This window comes from Massilia sp. CT11-108 (assembly GCF_047302915.1).
Taxonomy (GTDB): Bacteria; Pseudomonadota; Gammaproteobacteria; order Burkholderiales; family Burkholderiaceae_D; genus Telluria; species Telluria orientalis.
The window spans coordinates 1-19,305 of sequence record NZ_JBKYMO010000055.1; the positions used below are offsets into that span (position 1 = coordinate 1).

Annotated in this window: 10 protein-coding genes and 1 pseudogene; 10 read left to right on the forward strand and 1 reads right to left on the reverse strand. The window is 65.8% G+C overall.

Going from position 1 to position 19,305, the window contains the following annotated elements:
* The first annotated feature begins 229 nt into the window (after positions 1-229).
* From ACEN88_RS07475 to ACEN88_RS07505, 7 genes are all read left to right on the forward strand, one after another.
* Positions 230-1,432: a helix-turn-helix domain-containing protein gene (locus tag ACEN88_RS07475; protein WP_413338385.1), complete on the forward strand. Its 1,203-nt coding sequence runs from the start codon at positions 230-232 to the stop codon at positions 1,430-1,432.
* A 177-nt stretch (positions 1,433-1,609) separates the two neighbouring features.
* On the forward strand, positions 1,610-4,654 hold the full coding sequence (locus ACEN88_RS07480) for a TonB-dependent receptor (protein WP_413338387.1): 3,045 nt from the start codon (positions 1,610-1,612) through the stop codon (positions 4,652-4,654).
* 79 nt (positions 4,655-4,733) lie between these two features.
* On the forward strand, positions 4,734-6,251 hold the full coding sequence (locus ACEN88_RS07485) for a tryptophan halogenase family protein (protein WP_413338389.1): 1,518 nt from the start codon (positions 4,734-4,736) through the stop codon (positions 6,249-6,251).
* A 111-nt stretch (positions 6,252-6,362) separates the two neighbouring features.
* Positions 6,363-7,994, forward strand: coding sequence for an alpha-L-fucosidase (locus ACEN88_RS07490; RefSeq protein WP_413338391.1), 1,632 nt, complete (start codon positions 6,363-6,365; stop codon positions 7,992-7,994).
* A gap of 2 nt (positions 7,995-7,996) precedes the next feature.
* On the forward strand, positions 7,997-9,991 hold the full coding sequence (locus tag ACEN88_RS07495) for a glycoside hydrolase family 97 protein (protein WP_413338393.1): 1,995 nt from the start codon (positions 7,997-7,999) through the stop codon (positions 9,989-9,991).
* Positions 9,991-12,456 (forward strand): TIM-barrel domain-containing protein, encoded by a 2,466-nt coding sequence (locus tag ACEN88_RS07500; protein ID WP_413338395.1) that lies wholly within the window; start codon positions 9,991-9,993, stop codon positions 12,454-12,456. The genes ACEN88_RS07495 and ACEN88_RS07500 overlap by 1 nt, the downstream gene beginning before the upstream one ends.
* 19 nt (positions 12,457-12,475) lie before the next feature.
* A complete protein-coding gene (locus tag ACEN88_RS07505) occupies positions 12,476-13,411 on the forward strand; it encodes an alpha/beta hydrolase (RefSeq protein ID WP_413338396.1) in 936 nt (311 codons plus the stop codon).
* A 122-nt stretch (positions 13,412-13,533) separates the two neighbouring features.
* On the opposite strand, the gene ACEN88_RS07510 is transcribed toward ACEN88_RS07505, so the two are convergent.
* The gene (locus ACEN88_RS07510; protein WP_413338398.1) at positions 13,534-15,648 is read right to left on the reverse strand and encodes a beta-galactosidase; all 2,115 of its coding nucleotides are present in this window, start codon (positions 15,646-15,648) and stop codon (positions 13,534-13,536) included.
* Positions 15,649-15,963: 315 nt separating this feature from the next.
* On the opposite strand from ACEN88_RS07510, the gene ACEN88_RS07515 reads away from it, so the two are divergent.
* The 3 genes and pseudogenes from ACEN88_RS07515 to ACEN88_RS07525 form a co-directional block, all read left to right on the forward strand.
* Positions 15,964-17,166 carry a helix-turn-helix domain-containing protein gene (locus tag ACEN88_RS07515; RefSeq protein WP_413338401.1) on the forward strand — a complete coding sequence of 401 codons (1,203 nt, stop codon included), beginning with the start codon at positions 15,964-15,966 and terminating at the stop codon, positions 17,164-17,166.
* Between the two features lie 386 nt (positions 17,167-17,552).
* A complete protein-coding gene (locus tag ACEN88_RS07520; RefSeq protein ID WP_413338402.1) occupies positions 17,553-18,743 on the forward strand; it encodes a XylR family transcriptional regulator in 1,191 nt (396 codons plus the stop codon).
* 103 nt (positions 18,744-18,846) lie between these two features.
* Positions 18,847-19,305 (forward strand): annotated as a pseudogene (locus tag ACEN88_RS07525) (hypothetical protein); the annotation flags it as partial.

The window sequence follows — 19,305 nt, forward strand, 5'->3', positions numbered from 1 at the left end:
GCGCGGCGGACGACAAGGCGCAGGAGACGACGGTGCGCCTGGAAGCGGCGTCGTACGACGTCCACGGTAAGCCCCTGCGCACGCGCGCGGCGCCCTGACGGGGGGGCGTCGCTCCGTTGTGTAACTGCAACGCAGCGACGAAACCGCGATCCGGCGTGAGTGGGCTGTTATGATTCCAGCGACGTCCCCATGAGAGGTGACGGCCGGAGACAATCACCCACCATGCCATATGCAAGAGTTTTATAAGAAGGCGTTGTACGCGTTCATGCTGATCGTGCTCGCGGACGCGCTGCTGGCGATCGTGCTCGTCGACCGCAGCTATCTGTCGCAGCAGCTGCCGCTGGCGCAGGAGGCCGGCGATGCCGGCGCGCTCCGCTGGCGTGTCGGCGTCACGGCGAAGCAGTGGTACCCGCCGATGGTCCAGGTCGACGCCAAGGCACGCGACAAGCTGCGCTTCGACCTGAACCTGCCGGCGGCCGATCCGGATCCGAACGCGTCCGCGGACCTGCTGGCAAGCGACGGCAAGGGCCGGCCCCTGCAAGCCGATCTGTCGATGTACAGCACCATCTCGTTCGTCGCGAAATGCGCGCCCGCCAATTCGATGATGTTCATCGTCTCGAGCTTCGACGAGCACGTGTCGCAGCGCGGGAATTACCTGACTTATCCGCCCGCCACGACCTATTTTTCGTGCAACGAGGCGGGCGTGCCGGTCACGCTCGACCTGACGCGGTTGACGATACCCCCATGGTGGTTCGACGCGGTGCATCGCGACCTGGCGCGCCAGGATTACCTGCTCGACCGCGTGGAGCGCATGGTGTTCGGCGCGACGCCGCAGAGTCCGCGCGGCGTTCCGGCCCATGTCGAGATCAGCTGGATCACGCTGCGTGGCCGCGACTACCGCTACCTGGCCTGGCTGGCGGGCCTCGTGACGGCGGGTTGGGTCGCGTTCGGCGTGTGGTTCTTCCGCGGCCACGCGCGCGCGATGCTCGCGAGCGTGGACGCGCAGCTCAAGAAGGACCTGCCGCTCGTCGCCTACCGCCAGCTGACGCTGGAGCCTTACCGCGACAAGGAAAAGGCGGCGGTGCTGAAGGTCATCGCGACGAATTACACGAATCCGGAACTGGACCTCGAAGGCGTCGTCGCCGCCACGGGGACGAACCGCACCAAGGTCAACGACGTGCTGAAATCGGAACTCGGCATGACGTTCACCAGTTACCTGAACAAGCTGCGCCTGACCGAGGCGGCACGGCTGCTCACCGAGAAAAACGAGACGACCGTCGCGGAGATCGCGTACTCGGTCGGGTATGCCAACGTCTCGTATTTCAACAAGCTGTTCAAGGAGGAATACGGGTGCACCCCGAAGGCCTTCCGCACGCTGGCGGAGCAGCAGGACCCGCCCGCCGATCCTGTGCACGAAACCGCAGCGCCATGAGTGAAGTCGTTGCGCAAGCCATACACATCGCAATTTTCATGTGTCGTGCTGGTGATTTTCACAATTGTTCCACCGGTTGCTCCTAATCAAAATTGTTGCACCGCCATTAAGCGGTACATGCCGTCTTTCGGCATTCCGATAAGAACGGACGCACAAAAACGCAGAGGAGAATACCAAGTGAAGCAGTTCCAAAGAACCGCCATCGCGACCGGGGCAGCGCAGTTCGTGCTGATGGCCAGCGGGGCCATGTTCGCGCACGGCGCGCACGCGGCCGACGCCGTGAAGAAGGACGAGACGACCACCGTCGTCGTCGTGGGCCAACGGGCCGCACTGGAATCGGCCGCCGCCCGCAAGAAGAATGCGGACGAGATCGTCGACTCGATCGTCGCCGACGACATCGGCAAGCTGCCCGACAAGTCCGTGACCGAGGTGCTGCAGCGCGTCACCGGCATCACGATCGACCGCACGCTGAACCGCGTCGACCCGCAGCAGGGCGTGGGCGACGGCATCCAGCACTTCGCCGCCGAAGGCACGGGCGTGGCCATCCGCGGCCTGACGTACGTGCGTTCGGAACTGAACGGCCGCGATTCGTTCTCCGCGAACGGCGGCCGCTCGCTCAGTTTCGAGGACGTGCCGCCCGAGCTGATGACCGGCCTGGACGTGTACAAGAACCCGTCGGCCGAGCAGATCGAAGGCGGCATCAGCGGCCTGGTGAACCTGCGTACCGCGCTGCCGTTCGACTACAAGGGCAGCAAGGGCGCCGTGTCGGTCGAAGCGTCGCGTTCGCAACTGCGCGGCAAGAATGCACCGGCGTTCTCCGGCCTGCTGTCCAACCGCTGGAACACGGATTACGGCCAGTTCGGTGCGCTGGTCGACGTCGCCCATTCGCGCATGCGCACGCGCAGCGACGGCACGAGCCTCAGCCCGTACATCCCGCGCACCGATGCCGTCGTGGGCGACAAGAGCGGCGCCACGCGCTGGATCACGAACGGTGCCAGCTGGACCACCAATAACTTCGACCGCGACCGCGACGGCCTGTACGGCGCGCTGCAGTGGAAGAAGGACAAGCTGTCGTCCTACCTGACCTATTTCCGCTCGAAGTACGACATGACCACGACGGAAACGTCGGTGTCCCAGAACACGCCCCCGTCCGCGGCGATGCTGGATGCCGGCGCCGAATTCGACAGCCGCGGCGTACTGCTGCGGGGCGTCGTGCGCGATCCGTCGAATCCGGGCGTCAGCATCGGTACCCAGAGCCGCGTCGCGGCCCGCAAGTCCGATACGACCGACATCGCGTGGAACACGCAATGGCGCGCCACCGACCAGTGGACCCTGACCGCCGACCTGCAGCACACTTCCGCCTCGTCGGTGGGGTACGACAACACGCTGGGTATCGGCACGTTCCTGCCGAAGCTGACCACGAACGTGACCACGTCGCCGCCGACGCTGTCGTTCGACGCCGCGGACACCGCCTACCTGGCCGATCCGAACCACTACTACTGGAGCTTCACCCAGGAACACCGCGACGAGTCGATCGCCACCCAGAACGCGGCGCGCCTGGACGCCAAGTTCACGTTCGACAGCACCGTGCTGAACGACCTGCGTTTCGGCGTGCGCTTCACCAACCGCGACGCGATGACGCGCTCGACGCACGACAGCGACTGGGCTCAGATCTCGCAGACGTGGTCCGTCGATACCGTCGGCAACGGCTGGCAGCCGCTGTCCGACTTCGCCTGGCTGAGCAAGCCGAACTTGCGCATGCCGAACGACGTCGCGACGGCGCAGTTCGCGAATTTCTTCGGCGGCAAGGCGGGGGCGCCGCCGGCCGTCGTCGTCCCGAACCAGGGGCTGCTGGCGGGCGGCCCGCCGGCGTCCTTCACCACCCTGCACAGCTACACGCAAGCGGTTTGCAAGCAGCCGTGCTCGCAAACCTGGAACCCGGCCGCCTACGGCGACGACAAGGGACTGAACGGCCAGCATGAGAAGACCAAGGCCGCGTACGCGCAGCTGCGCTTCGGCGTCGACACCTTGCGCTTCCCGGTGGACGGCAACGTCGGCGTGCGCGTCGTGCGTACCGACATGGCGGCGACCGGCTATACGTTGTTCGATCCGCCGCAGAACCCGTTGCCCGTGGTGCCGCTGATCCCGCGCCTGGCGGACAAGCGCGACTTCAACCACAAGTACACGAACGTCCTGCCCAGCCTGAACCTGCGCATGAAGGCCAGCGACGAGCTGCAGTTCCGCGCCGCGTACTCGAAAGGCATGACGCGTCCGGACTTCTACCAGATGCAGGCCTACACGACGCTGGAACAGAAGGTGAACACGCACCAGGAAAACGGCAAGTCGGTGGTGGACTCGATCGATTACCAGGGCAGCGCGCGCGGCAATCCGGTGCTGAAGCCCGTCACGTCGACCAACTTCGACCTGACGGCCGAGTACTACTTCGGCAAGGGCAACTCGCTGACCTTGGCCCTGTTCAACAAGCGCCTGAAGGACATCATCATCGGCAAGACGTCGGCGTACACGGTGAACGACACGACGGGGACGCCGCATGACTTCCTGATCACGTCGCCGGTCAACGGCGCGTCGGGCCGCCTGAACGGCGCGGAAATCGGCTACCAGCAGTATTTCGACAAGCTGCCTGGCCTGCTGTCCGGCTTCGGCGTGTCGGCCAACTACACGTACGTCGACAGCCGCCAGAACATGGGCAAGTCGCTGGTGAACGGCTGGTGCACGCCGAAGGGCACGCTGAACGCGAACCTGGCCCGCGATCTCTCCGGTTGCGACACGGACGGCCGCCTGCTGAACGCGGACAACACGCCGCTGATCGGGCTGTCGAAGAACTCGTACAACCTGGCCCTGTTGTACGACAAGGGCCCGTGGTCCGGTCGCCTGGCCTACAGCTGGCGCACGAAGTACCTGCAGGCGGTCAACGCCTTCGGCACGAACGGCAGCGACGGTATCGACGGCAATCCGGACAGCCCGACCTACCACCAGGGCAGTTCGGTCGGTTATGCGCTGCCGGTCTGGGGCGGTGCCTACGGCCAGCTGGACGCCGGCGTCCACTACAACGTCAACGAGCACCTGAACATCTCGGTGGAGGCGTCCAACCTGACCAATGCGCTGTACAAGCAGTTCATGCAGCAGAATATCGGCATGATGGAACGCGGCACGTTCTACACGGGCCGCCGCTACACGGTGCGGATGGGCTACACTTTCTGATAGCCGCCCCGTGAGTCATACGCCTCCCGCGACCCGGCCGGTCGCGGGAGGTTTTTGCGTTTCCGAACTGGAGAAAACTATGCCCGACAAGGCCATTCGTAAAATCGTCATCGTGGGCGGCGGCACCGCCGGCTGGATGACCGCCGCGCCGCTGGCGCTGAAGCTGGGGGCGTCCTGCGAGATCGTCCTCGTCGAGTCGCCGGAGATCGGCACCGTCGGCGTGGGCGAATCGACGCTGCCGACGATCCGCTACTACAACCACGCGCTCGGCATCGACGGCGCCGACTTCGTCCGGCGCACGAAGGCCACGTTCAAGCTGGGCATCGACTTCCGCGACTGGGGCCATCTCGGCAACCGGTTCTTCCACGGCTTCAGCGATTTCGGTCCGGCCATCGAAAACCGCCCGGCCTTCATGGTCTGGCTGCATCTCGCGCGCGACAATCCGGACATGCCATCGTACGAGGAATGGTCGATCTCGACGGCGATGGCCCACCAGAACAAGTTCGTGCCGCCGCACGGCGACCAGCCCGGCCCCACCAATGCGTATTCGTACGCCTTCCAGTTCGACGCGGGCCTGTATGCCCTGTACCTGCGCGAGTACGCGATGGCGCGCGGCGTGCAGCGCGTCGAGGGCACGGTCGGCCACGTCGAGCAGCACCCGGAGACGGGCTTCATCACCGCGCTGCAGCTGAAGGACGGCCGCCGCATCGAGGGCGACCTGTTCGTCGACTGCACGGGGTTCCGCGGCCTGCTGATCGAAGGCGTGTACCAGGCTGGCTACGAGGACTGGAGCGCCATGCTGCCCTGTAACAGCGCCCAGGCCGTGCCCAGCGCGCTGGCCGACAAGCTCACGCCATACACGCGCTCGACGGCGAAGCCCGCCGGGTGGCAGTGGCGCATCCCGCTGCAGCACCGCAACGGCAACGGCCACGTGTATTGCAACGCGTTCATGTCGGACGACGAGGCGGGACGCGTGCTGCTGGACGGCCTGGACACCGAGGCGCTGGACGCGCCGCGCCAGCTGCGCTTCACGACGGGCCGGCGGCGCAAGTCGTGGGTCAAGAACTGCGTGGCGGTGGGCCTGTCGAGCGGCTTCCTCGAACCGCTCGAATCGACCAGCATCAACATCATCGAACTGGCGGTCGGCTGGCTGATCCAGTATTTCCCGGACCGCGACTGCAATCCGGAACTCGCCGACGAATTCAACCGCCTCGTCGCGCAGCGCTACGAATTCGTGCGCGACTTCATCGTCCTGCACTACAAGCTGACGAACCGCAGCGATTCCGAGTTCTGGCGCTATTGCGCCAGCATGCCCATCCCCGACACGCTGCAGCACCAGATCGACCTGTTCCGCACGTCCGGCCGCATCACCATCTACGACAAGGAAGGGTTCCAGGCCGATTCGTACGCGTCGATGATGCTGGGCCACGGCATCCGCCCCGAGCGGACCGACCCGCTGCTCGACCGCATGGACCAGGCGCGCCTGCTGGACCACTTCCGCAAGGTGCACGCGACGATCCGGCAGGTGGTCGGCGCGATGCCGGACCATGCCGAACTCCTGGCGCAAATCACGGGCGAACCTATACGAAAATCGTAATGGCTTCTGGCAGATTTGATAATTGCGGGCGTCCGGGGCCACGGGCACCATCCCGTGGATAGTCGAAGAGCCGCCTGTCGAGCGGCCGTCACCTACCTTGGAAAGATACCGATGAAACGACGTGAACTCCTGCAGCACATGGCGGCCGCCATCCCGGCGCTCGCCGTGTCCCCGTATGCCGGCGCCGCCGGCGCCCGCGTGCCCATGGCAACCGGCCCGTTCGAACCGACCTGGCCCTCGCTGTCCAGATACGAAACCCCGGACTGGTTCCGCAACGCCAAGTTCGGCATCTGGGCGCACTGGGGCCCGCAATGCGAACCCGAACACGGCGACTGGTACGCGCGCGGGATGTACGAGGAGGGCAGCGATCACTATAAATACCACGTCGCCAAGTACGGACACCCGTCGAAATTCGGCTTCAAGGACGTGATCCAGCGGTGGAAGGCGCAGCGCTGGAATCCGGACGAACTCGTGGGCCTGTACAAGAAGGCCGGCGCCAGGTACTTCGTCGCACTGGCGAACCATCACGACAACTTCGACCTGTACAAGAGCCGCTACCAGCCCGAGTGGAATTCGACGAAGCTGGGTCCGGGCAAGGACCTGATCGGCGGCTGGCGCGACGCGGCCCGCAAGCACGGCCTGCGCTTCGGCGTGTCCGTGCACGCGGCCCACGCATGGAACTGGTACGAGACGGCGCAGGGCGCCGACAAGACCGGCCCGCTGGCCGGCGTGCCGTACGACGGCCGGCTGAAGAAGGCCGATGGCAAAGGCCAGTGGTGGAACGGGCTGGATCCACAGGCGCTGTACGCGCAGAATCACCCGCTCAGCAAGGACGGCGGCAGCACCGACCAGCGCTGGGCATGGGGCGGCGGTGTGCTCCCGCCGGACAAGGCGTATGCGGACAAGCTGTACAACCGCACCGTCGACCTGCTCGACAACTACGACCCGGACCTCGTGTATTACGACGACACGGTGCTGCCCCTGTATCCGGTCAGCGACATCGGCATGCGCCTGGCCGCGCACATGTACAACCGCAGCGTCGCGAAGCACGGCAAGGTCGAAGCCGTCGTCAACGGCAAGATCCTCGACGAGGTGCAGCGCAAGTCGATGGTGTGGGACATCGAGCGCGGCCAGAGCCCGCGCATCGAACCGCTGCCGTGGCAGACCTGCACCTGCATCGGCAGCTGGCACTACGACCGCCGCATCTACGACCGCAAGGGGTACAAGAGCGCGCAGACCGTGGTGCACACGCTGATCGACATCGTCAGCAAGAACGGCAACCTGCTGCTGTCCGTGCCCGTGCGCGGCGACGGCACGATCGACGAGCAGGAACGCGCCATCGTCGAGGAAATCGGCCGCTGGATGGCCGTCAACGGCGAAGGCATCTACGATTCGCGCCCGTGGGCGCTGTATGGCGAAGGCCCGGTGGCGGAGGCGGCCGCGGCGCCGATGTCCGGCCCCGGCTTCAACGAAGGCAAGGGCAAGCCGTTCTCCGCCGCGGACATCCGCTTCACGACCGGCAAGGATGCCGTGTACGCGTTCGTGATGGGCTGGCCGGAAGACGGCACCGTGACCATCAAGACCATGCGCGCCGGCGGCGAGCACCTCAAGAAGGCCGTGTCCCGCGTCGAACTCGTGGGCGGCGGCGCGCTCGCGTTCCGCCAGACGGCCGAGGGCCTGCAGGTCACGCTGCCGCGCGAACGCGCCGCACTTCCGTATGCAATCACGCTGAAAGTCGCCTGAACATGAAACACGTACACCTGATCCCGGCGTTCGCCGCCATCGCCGCCGCCATGCCGGCGCACGCCGCCGCGCCGTACACGGTCGTGTCGCCGGACCACCGCACCCGCATCGAACTCACAGCCGCCGACGGCCAACTGGCCTACACGGTCATCCGCGACGGCGTGACCGTCATCGCGCAATCCCCGCTCGGCCTATCCACGACCCAGGGCGCGCTGGACGGCACCACCCTGCGCGTCACCGGCGTCGAGAACAAGACCGTCGACGAGACGTGGCACCCCGTCGCCGGCAAGGCCGCCAGCGTCGCGGACCGCTACAGCCAGGTCGAGCTGCAACTGGCCGGCAAGGACAAGCCGGTCAAGGTCAATCTCGTCGCCCGCGCCTACGACGACGGCGTCGCGTTCCGCTACGTGCTGCCGCGCCAGCAGGTGGCCGACCTGGGCATCAACGGCGAGGCCACGCGCTTCGACTTCCCGGCCGACTACCGCTGCTGGGGCTTCAATCCGGGCCGCTTCGACAGCTCGCACGAGGGCGAGTTCGACCCCGTGCCGGCATCGACGATCCGTCCGCACCACACGTTCGACGCACCGCTCGTGTGCAAGACGGGCAACAAGAAGACCACGTTCGCCATCGCCGAAGCGGACAAGCGCGGCTATGCCGGCGCGTATTATTCCGGCCGCGGCGACGGCGGCCTGGGCGTCGCGGTCGTGCTGGCGCCGCATTACGACGGCGACGTGCAGGTGCATGGTCCGGCCGTGCGCACGATGCTGGCCGACGCACCCCTCGCGACGCCGTGGCGCGTGGTGATGGTGGCCGACACGCCGGGCGGCCTGACACAATCCAGCCTGATCGCGACGCTGGGCAGCCCGTCGACGATCGCGGACACCAGCTGGATCAAGCCGGGCAAGGCATCGTGGGACTGGTGGAACGGCTGGGCCGTCGACATGCCGGGCGCCGGGGTCAACACCGCGACCTATAAAGCCTATACGGACTTCGCGGCCAGCCTGGGCCTCGACTACATCCTGATCGACGAAGGCTGGTACGAAGGCAGCTCCGAACAACCGCTGCCGTCCAATCCCTTGAAGCCGGTCCCCGCGATGGACATGCAGGAGATCATCAAGTACGCGAAGCAGAAGAACATCGGCGTGTGGGTCTGGCTGCAGTGGAAACAGCTCGACCGCCAGATGGACGACGCGTTCGCACTGTACGAATCGTGGGGCATCAAGGGCGTCAAGGTCGACTTCATGGACCGCACCGACCAGGACATGGTGGCCTTCTACCACAAGATCCTGTCGAAGGCCGCGAAGCACCACCTGATGGTCGACCTGCACGGCGCGTATCCGCCGGACGGCCTCACGCGCACCTATCCGAACTACATGACGCAGGAAGGCGTGATGGGCGCCGAGTACAACAAGTGGAGCGCACGCGTCACGGCGACCCACAACGTGACCCTGCCGTTCACGCGCATGATCCTCGGTCCGATCGACTACACGCCGGGCGGTTTCCGCTCGATCGCGGCGAAGGACTTCATGGGCCAGCGCCGCAACGTGAAGCCGTTCGTGCAGACGACGCGCGGCCAGGCCGTCGCCATGTACGTCGTGTACGATTCGCCGTTCGGCATGGTGGCCGACAGCCCGGACGCCTACCGCAACGCGGACGGCACCTGGGCCGACGGCGCGAAGTTCATCGGCGCCGTGCCGACCACGTGGGACGAGACGCGCGTGCTGGACGGCGACATCGGCCAGTACATCGTGACCGCCCGCCGCAAGGGCAACACGTGGTACATTGGCGCGATGACGAACGAATCTGGACGCACGCTCGACGTGCCGCTGGACTTCCTGGCGCCGGGCGCGAATTATTCGGCCGCGATCCTGGAAGACGGCAAGGACCGCAACCACCTCGCTGCGCGCACCACGCGCGTGACGGGCAAGAGCCGCCTGCAGCTCAAGCTCGCCGGTTCCGGCGGTGCCGTGGTCACGCTGACGCAAGGAGCGCAATGATGCGGCGGCCGCTGCGGGCCGCGCTGGCGGCGTGCGTGCTGCTGCTGTGCCGCGACGCCGCGTTCGCGGCGATCCGGGACGTGCGCGAGTCCGGCAGCGGCATCGAATACCGGGTGGACGACACCCGCGTGAAGGTCGAATTCGTCACCGACCGCATCGTGCACGTCACGGCGACGCGCAATGGGGACTGGTCGACATCCGCCCACCTCATGCGGGTGCCGGTCGCCGCCAAGCCCGGGGCGATCACGGCCAGCGACGAGGGCGAGGCCCGCATCCTGCGCTCGGCGCAGGCGGGCGTCGCGGTGAACCGGAAGACGGGCGCGCTCGCGTTCCGCAACGCGGCCGGCGCGGTGCTGCTGCGCGAGGACGATGCGGCGCCCCGTGCGTTCGAGCGGGTGGCCGTGTTCAAGTCGACGCCCGATCCGGCCACGGTGTCCACCGTCAAGACGGTCGACGGCGACCGGCAGGTGGCCGGCAAGTATGTCCAGATGAAGGACCGCGACGCGTGGAAAGCGACGGCGCGGTTCCGCCTGGGAGACGAGGAAGCGCTGTACGGCCTGGGCTTCGACGAGACGGCCGACCTCGACCTGCGCGGCAAGACCAGGCGCCTGTACCAGCACAACCTGCGCATCGCGATCCCGTTCGTCGTGTCGACGCGCGGCTACGGCGTGCTGTTCGACACGTACAGCGCCATGACGTTCGCGGACGGGAAGACGGGCATGTCCGTCGCGAGCGACGTCGTGGACGATCTCGATTACTACTTCATCCTGGGGCCGTCGATGGATGGCGCGGTCGAAGGCTACCGTGAGCTGACGGGTGCCGCGACGATGCTGCCGCGCTGGGCTTACGGCTACGTGCAGTCGAAGGAACGCTACAAGACGCAGGACGAAGTCGTCGAGACGGTGAAGGCATTCCGCAAGCGCCGCATCCCGCTCGACCTCATCGTGCAGGACTGGAATTACTGGACGCCGGACCACTGGGGCAGCCCGGTGCCGGAAGCGGCGCGCTATCCCGATATCGCGGCGATGACGAAGGCCGTGCACGACGAGAACGCGCACGTGATGATCTCGATCTGGCCGAATCCGAGCCCGCTCGATGCACCGGGCAAGGAACTGAAGGACGGCGGCTACCTGAGCGGCGGCACGCCGTACGTCGATTTCTTCCGTCCCGAGGCGGCCGACGTCTATTTCAGCAACGTGTGGAAATATCTGGGCCGGCATGGCATCGATGCGTGGTGGTGCGACTCGACGGAGCCGGAAGTCGCCGACTGGACGTGGGATGCCAAGCGTTCCGGGCGCGCGGACGACGTCAACGTCGACGGCCTGGCGCGCGTCATGGATCCGCAATACCTGAACGCGTACGCGCTCGTCGACGCGCAGCATTTCATGCGCAACTGGCGCAGGCACGCGCCCGGCAAACGCCTCGTGAACCTGACGCGGTCCGCCTATCCCGGCAGCCAGGCGGCGGGGGCCGTCGCATGGACCGGCGACATCTCGGCCACGTGGTCCGTGTTCGCGCAACAGGTCGCGGCGGTCCAGAGTTACAGCGCATCGGGCAACCCTTACGTCACGTTCGACATCGGTGGATTCTTCGTCGCCCGCGGCCGGCCCTGGTTCATGGCCGGCGACTTCGACCAGGGCGCCGCCGACCTGGGCTACCGCGAGCTGTACACGCGCTGGCTGCAGCTCGGCGTCTTCCTGCCCATGTTCCGCAGCCACGGCACCGACACGCCGCGCGAGCCGTGGCACTTCGGCGCGCCGGGCACGCCGTTTTATGACGCGATCGTGGATGCCATCCAGCTGCGCTACCGCCTGCTGCCGGCAATCTATTCGCAGGCCGGCCTGGTACACCTGCGCGGCGCATCGTTCATCCGTCCGGTGGCGTTCGCGTTCCCAAATGACCCGCGCACGCACGACCTCAAGTCGCAGATGCTGTTCGGCGACGGCATCATGGTGAGCCCCGTGACGACGCCGATGTATTTCGCGCCGGGCTCCAGGCCGATCGAGGGCGCGGCGCGCACGCGCGACGTATATCTGCCGGCGGGCACGTGGTTCGATTTCCGGACCGGCGAGCGGCTGGCTGGCGGCCGCACGGTCGCGGTGGCCGCGCCGATCGACCGCATGCCGGTGCACGTCCGGGCGGGCAGCATCGTCCCGCTGGGCCCCGTCGTGCAATATGCGTCGGAACAGCCCGATGCGCCGATCGAACTGCGGATCTACCCGGGCGCCGACGGCGACTATACGTATTACGAGGATGCGGGCGAGGGCTGGGGCTACGAGCGCGGCGAATACGCGCTGACCGGCATGCACTGGGACGACGCGGCGCGCAAGCTGACGATCGCGCAGCGCCGCGGCGCGTTCCCCGGCATGCAGGCGCGGCGCCGGTTCAAGGTCGTCATCGTCGGCCGGGAGGGTAAGGCGGCCGATCTCGTGTACGATGGCCGGGCCGTGACAATCCAACAATAATCCATTCAGGAACCGAGACATGCAGATTCAGCTTGCCGCCGCCATGGCGGCCGCCCTCCTGTGCACCGCCGCCCAGGCGCAGGACACCGACGTCAACGCCAAGGACAACGCCAAGGTCAGCGCAGAAACGGCGCGCGCCAACTTCGCGCGCACTATCGTCCTCGCCGCCGACGACGTGCGCGCGTTCGCGCCGCCGCCCGCCGGATTCGCGGATGCGCAGCCGGGCCGCGCGCAAGGGAAGGTGGAGACGTTCACCTACGCGTCCAGCGTCACGAACAAGCGCCGCACGGCGAACGTCTGGCTGCCGCCCGGTTACGACAAGTCGCACCGCTACCCGGTGCTGTACCTCCTGCACGGCATCGGCGGCAACCAGGACGAGTGGCGCGGCTATGTGCGCGCGCAGGACGTCCTCGACAACCTCGCGGCCGCCGGCAAGATCGTGCCGATGATCGTCGTGATGCCGAACGGCCGCGCGCTGGCGGACGACCGCGCGCCGCCGGAGAACAAGGTCTTCACGCCGGAAAACGCGGCCGGCTTCGCGCGTTTCGAGCGCGACCTGCTGGATTCGCTGGTTCCCGCCGTCGACGCCGCGTATCCGACGCTGAAGGACAGCGCGCACCGCGCGATCGGCGGCCTGTCGATGGGCGGCGGGCAGGCGCTGAATTTCGGCCTGGGGCATCCGGAAGCGTTCAACTGGGTGGCGGGTTTCTCGCCGGCGCCGAACACGGAAGCGCCCGCGAAGCTGGCGGGTGAGGCGGCACAGGCGAAGGGCAAGCTGAAACTGGTGTATCTGTCGTGCGGCAACCGCGATGGACTGATCAACGTCGCGCAGGGCGTGCACCGCCAGCTGCGCGAGCAGGGCGTCGCCCACGTGTGGAACGTGGACGGGTATGGGCATGACCGGGACAGCTGGGCGGAAAACCTGTATCACTACGCCCAGCTGCTGTTCCGTTAAGGAGCGTCGTAAAACCTGCTGCGCGTTGCACTGTTGCCCTGCGATGCTCGCTGTACTACTCGTACAGCTGCGCTTCTCGGACAACATTGCTGCCGCTCGCGACGGTTTTCCGAGGCTCCTTTTCAGTTCTCCTCGACGATCGCGAGATCCCACGGCGCCAGCGTGACGGTCTCGTCGCCCTTGACGGCGCGGGACGTCAGCAGGTCCGTGCCGGTCTTGTGGCGGTACGTGAACGTCGCGGGGCTGCCCGAGTAGTTGAAGTAATACCGGATGGTCTTGCCGAACCGGTTCACGCCCGTGCGCGCCTGGATGTGCGACGGCAGTTGCTGGTCCGGCCCGATCAGGCCCTTCTCCTGCAGCACGGATTGCAGCACGGCCTTCTGCAGCTTGTCCGACAAATACGTGCCTTCGTAGACGGCCTTGCCCGCGCCGAACTGGTTCGCCGTGATGGCCGGCCAGCGCCCGAAGAACGGGTGGTCGTACCAGGCGAGCGCCTTCGCCGTATCCAGCTGCAGGAACTCGGCCCAGTGGCGCACCTTGTTGTCGTCGCCGGCCTGGAACGGGTCGCCCTTCAGCGCGAGCGGTTGTGCGAGGTTCGAGAATTCCTGGTAGTGGAAGCCGAGCACCTGGCGCAGGGGACCCGGCGCCATCGTCCAGCGCACCGCGGCGTTCTCGTTCGCGAAGCCGCTCTTGAAGCCCATCACGACGTGGCCGCCCTTGCGCACGAACTCGGCGATCCGCTGCAGCAGCGCGTCGTCCGCGATGTACAGCGACGGCACGACCAGGACCTTGTACGCGGACAGGTCGGCCGTGTCCGGGAACACGAAGTCGGTGCCGACATTCAGGTCGTACAGCGCGCGGTGGATCTGGCGCACTTCCGAGCCGTAGTCGGCGTTGCTGCCCGCCGAGCCCCATTGCGACTGCTTCGCGAACGGCATGTCGTTGATGGCATTGAGCGAATCGCGGCTCCACAGGATCGCGACGTCGTTGTGGATGCGCAGGTCGACGAGGCGCTGGCCGATCTTCTGCAGTTCCTTGCCGGTGCGGCTCATTTCCGCGTAGGCGCGGTTCGGCTCCAGGTCGTGCGAGAGGACGCCTTTCCAGTACGTCTCCTGGTTCGCGTGGATCGACGCCCAGTGCCAGTATTCGACCATGTTGGCGCCGTTGGACAAATGCGTGTAGACGTCCTGGCGGAACTGGCCGTCGTACGGCGGGTACTGGAACGAGGAGCTCCAGTCGGTCGTCTGCGCGTTCGTTTCCGTGACGAGGAAGTTGCCGCCCTTGAGCGAACGCGTGAAGTCGCCGTCGAGCTTCTGGGCAGCGCCGTTGTACTGGTCCTGCGTGCCCCAGTGGTAGATGTTCACGCCGGCGACGTCGAGCTTCTGCGCGACGGCGCTTTCGTTGACGTCGCCGTGCAGCGAGCCGGCGAAATCGTGCGTGACGAACTGGCGCGGGCCCGCGCATTCGCGCACGAGCTGCGCCTGCCAGTGCAGGAAGTCCGTCACGCGCATCTGGCTCCAGCGCGACCATTCCAGTTTGTAGCCCGTGCTCTGGGCGCCGTCCGGCCGGGGCAGGTCGGTCCACGAATGCAGGTCCTGGCCCCAGTAGTTCAGGAACCAGGCGCGGCTGAGGTTTTCCGGCGTGCCGAATTTCTTTTCCAGGTAGTGCTGGAAGCGGATGAAGACGTCGTCGTTGGCGGCGCCGTAGCTGCCCGTCTCGTTGTCGACCTGCCAGCCGATGACGTTCGGGTTGTCCTTGTAGTGCGCGGCGATGCGGCGGATCAGGCGCTCCGCGTAGAAGCGGTAGGCGGGAGAATCCGTATTCATGTTCTGGCGCATGCCGTACGTGTTCTTCGCGCCGTTGAATTTGGTCGCCAGGATTTCCGGATGCTGGCGCGCCATCCACGCGGGGATCGAATAGGTGGGCGTGCCCATGATGACCTTGATGCCGGCCTTGCCCATCGCGTCGACGACGCGGTCCATCCACGCCGTCTCGAAGCGGCCGTCCTCCGGCTCCCACAGGCTCCATGTCGATTCGCCCAGGCGCACGACGTTGAAGCCGGCCGCCTTGATCATCTGGACGTCCTTGTCCAGCCGCTCGTAGGGCATGTATTCGTGATAGTACGCGGCGCCGTAAAGGACGGTCGGGAAGTCCGGCTGGGCGGCCGCGGCGGGGGCGCATGCGCCGCCTGCGAGTGCGCACGCCAGCGCGAGTGGGAGGAGTCTCCGGGTGAACATTCGTAGCCTTTCTTATGGATAGAGGTCTGGATAGTCATGCATTCTGACGTGTCGGGACAGGGTCGGGCAATTACGAAATTCGCTTCCTGCCATACGATTTGTCGTAGGTGTCGAGGTTGGGCAATTTCGTATGGGGTGCTGGCATTTTTCACAATTGCGGCGGCGCGTCATGGCTTCCACAATGGCTGGGTAGTCTCCTACCGCCTGGCATGGTAGGTTTTATGGGGCGGCCCTGGGCCGCCCCTTTTTTTGCCTTCGTATTGACCGGGCTGTTATGATCGGAGCGATCGAAGATCACTCAACGGCCGTACGACCATGCAAGAGTTTTACAAGAAGTCGCTGCTCTTTCTGATCGCGCTGCTGGTCGTGGATGCGCTGCTCGCGGCCTTGTTCATTTTCCTGAGCCAGCCGACCTATACGTTGTCGCCGGCGCTCCGGGACGGCATCCGCTGGGACCCCGTCGCCGTGTCCGACAAGGAGTTGGACGGCACGTCGGCAGTCAATCTGCGCGGTGCGGGACCCGGCGCGGTATCCTTCGACTACCGCCTGACGCACGACGGCAAGTTTCCGTTTGCCGGCATCCGGTTCATGGCCAAGGACGCGAAGGGCAACCTGGCCACGGTCGACCTGCGGGGATACGAGACCATCACGTTCACCGCGCGCTGCTTGCCCGCCTATCCGATGATGCTGGGCATGACCGTGTTCGACGACAAGATCTCGGTCCCGGGCCAGTACCTCACCTACCGGTCGCCCGGTACGTTCTTTCCTTGTAACGAACAAGGCGTGCCCGTGTCCATCGACATCCGGCGGCTGACCGTCCCCGACTGGTGGCTGTCGATGATGAAACTGCCGCTGTCGTCCAAGGATTACCAGCTCGACAAGGTGGCGCAGTTTTCCTTCGGTTCGAGTTCGCGAACGCCATTCGACCTCGATGCGCACGTGGAAATCAGCAATATCAAATTGCACAGGCAGGATTACCGGTATATCGGCGCGCTTGCCGTGATTCTCGTAACGGGCTGGATCATGTTCGGCATCTGGTTTTTCCGGACCCATACAAGGACCCTGGCCGCCAGCCTGAATTCCAGATTGAAAAAGGATCTGCCGCTGGTCGCTTACCGCCAATTAACCGTGCAGCCATATCGGGACGAGGAAAGCGCGACGGTGCTGAAATATATCGCGACGAATTACACGAATCCCGAACTGGAACTGGAAAGCGTGGTGGCCGGCACCGGTGCCAACCGGAATAAAGTGAATGAGCTGCTGAAAACGGAACTCGGCATGACGTTCACCGGTTATGTGAATAAATTGCGGCTGACCGAAGCGGCGCGCCTGCTCACGGAAAAAAGCACCGCGACCGTGGCGGAAATCGCCTATTCGGTCGGCTATGCCAACGTGTCGTATTTCAACCGTTTGTTCAAGGAAGAGTACGGTTGCACGCCGAAGGCATTCCGGACGCTGGCACCTGGCCAGCCGTCCATCGACGCCGAGTCGCGGCCAAAAAAGGTGGGAAACGGCTGATCCAGCCTTCCACTCCCTGCAAAACTGATCGTACTTTTTGCACGGTGAAAGAAATCCGCTTGCTGACGTTATAGGCGCCCCGGGGTGGGATCCTATTCTTGAGCTGAAGGGGCGCCGCCACCGGCACCCCGGTCACGCTACGAGGAACCATCCCATGACTGCGCATGTCCCGTGCCCAACCCATTCCAGCCGCGCGCTCGCAATGAGCGCATCTTCCCGCCGTCTGGAAAACATCATCCATTGTTTGCCCCGCTTTGCCGGGCATTGCGCTGCCTGATCTCCTTGTTGCTGCGTTATCTGTTTACTGAGCTGTTTACTAAACATGCCATGCCGGGCCCGTTTAGCCCGGAAACAAAATAAAAATAGTTTCACAGGAGACGACAAGAGTGAAAACGACGAAAGCCTATCGGATAGCGCTGCTATTCAACGGAAACAAAACGTTCGATCGCGATGTGATTGCCGGAATTGCCGGCCATTTGGGCGGTACGCGCGTGGCCTGGGATTTATTTCTGGAAGAGGATTTCCGCCTGCGCCTGAATGGAATGGATCGCTGGCAGGGCGATGGCGTCATCGCCGATTTCGACGACCCGGCCGTCGTCCGGGCATTATCCGGCTGCACGGTGCCGGTGGTCGGCGTCGGCGGTTCCTATGCGAACGAGGACGCGTATCCGCCCGGCGTGCCCTATGTCGCGACCGATAATGTCAAGCTGGTCAAGCTGGCGCGCGACCACCTGATCGACGTCGGCCTGCAACGCTTTGCCATGTTCAGCCTGCCCGAAGCGCAGGAAAGCCGCTGGGCGCAGGAGCGCGAGCGCGCGTTCCGCACCCTGATGGCCGACGACCGGATGGAAGCGGAGATCTTCCGCGGCTGCGAGACCAGCGCGGCGTCGTGGGACGCGGCGGTGCAGGGCCAGATCGACTGGCTGCGCAGCCTGCCCAAGCCGGTGGGCGTCATCGCGGTCACGGACGCGCGCGCGCGCCAGCTGCTGCAGGCCTGCGCGATCGCCGGCATCTCGGTGCCGGAGCAGGTGGCGCTGATCGGCATCGACAACGACCCGCTCGTGCGCATGCTGACCCGCATCCCGCTCAGCTCCGTGATCCAGGGCGCGCACGAGATGGGCCGCACGGCGGCGCACCTGCTGGAGCAGATGCTGCACGGCGTGCGCCTGTCGAACACGCGCATCCTCGTGCCGCCGGCCGGCATCAACGTCCTCGCGTCGAGCCGCTACCAGGCCGTCAAGCATCCGCACGTGATGCGGGCCTGCCACTACATCCGCCAGTACGCGTGCCAGGGCATCAAGACGCACCAGGTGGCGGAGTACGTGGGCGTGTCGCGCTCCTCGCTGGAAGTCTACTTCCGCCAGGAGCTGGGCTGCAGCGTGCACGACATGATCCTCAAGTCGAAGCTGGAAGCGGCCAAGGCGGGACTGGAAAGCGGCGAACGCAGCATCGCGGACGTGGCGCTGGGCTGCGGGTTCACGTCCACGCAGTACATGCACCTCGTGTTCAAGCGCGAACTCGGCTGCACGCCGCGCGCATGGCGCGACCGGGCGCTGGGCGAACGCACCGCCGCGTAGCATCGGCGAGAATCGTTCGGCCCGTTGGTGATTTTCGTAATTGAAACACAACGCGTGGGCCGGGAGAATGGCTTCCTATCGAACCTCGGGAAGCCAGACTGCAATGACGATCCACCTCATTCCGGGCGCCCCGGCCGTGTCGGCCGGCGAACGCTCGTTCATGCTCGAGAACGCGGCCGGCATGACCGTGACGATCGGCGAACGGGGCGCGCAATTGCGTGCCTGGGTCGCGCCCGACCGTTACGGGCGCATGGCCGATGTCGTGCAGTCGGACCTCGACGGCATCCCGTCCGGCGGCCGCGCCGCGCGCTGGGAGGGGCGGCAGGCGAACGGCGTCGTGTCGCTGGCGCTCACCGCGGGCGGCGACGGGGCGGGGATGCTCGTGCATTACCGGCTGGACGACGAGGGCGCCCTGTCGATCGAGTACCAGGCCGTGGCCGGCGTGCCGATCCCACTCGCGGCGCTGGCGCATCCTTCCTTCAATCTCTCCGGCAGCCTGGCCGACGTGGGCGACCACATGGTGCAGATCGACGCCGACTATTTCGAGGAAACGGGGCCGGGC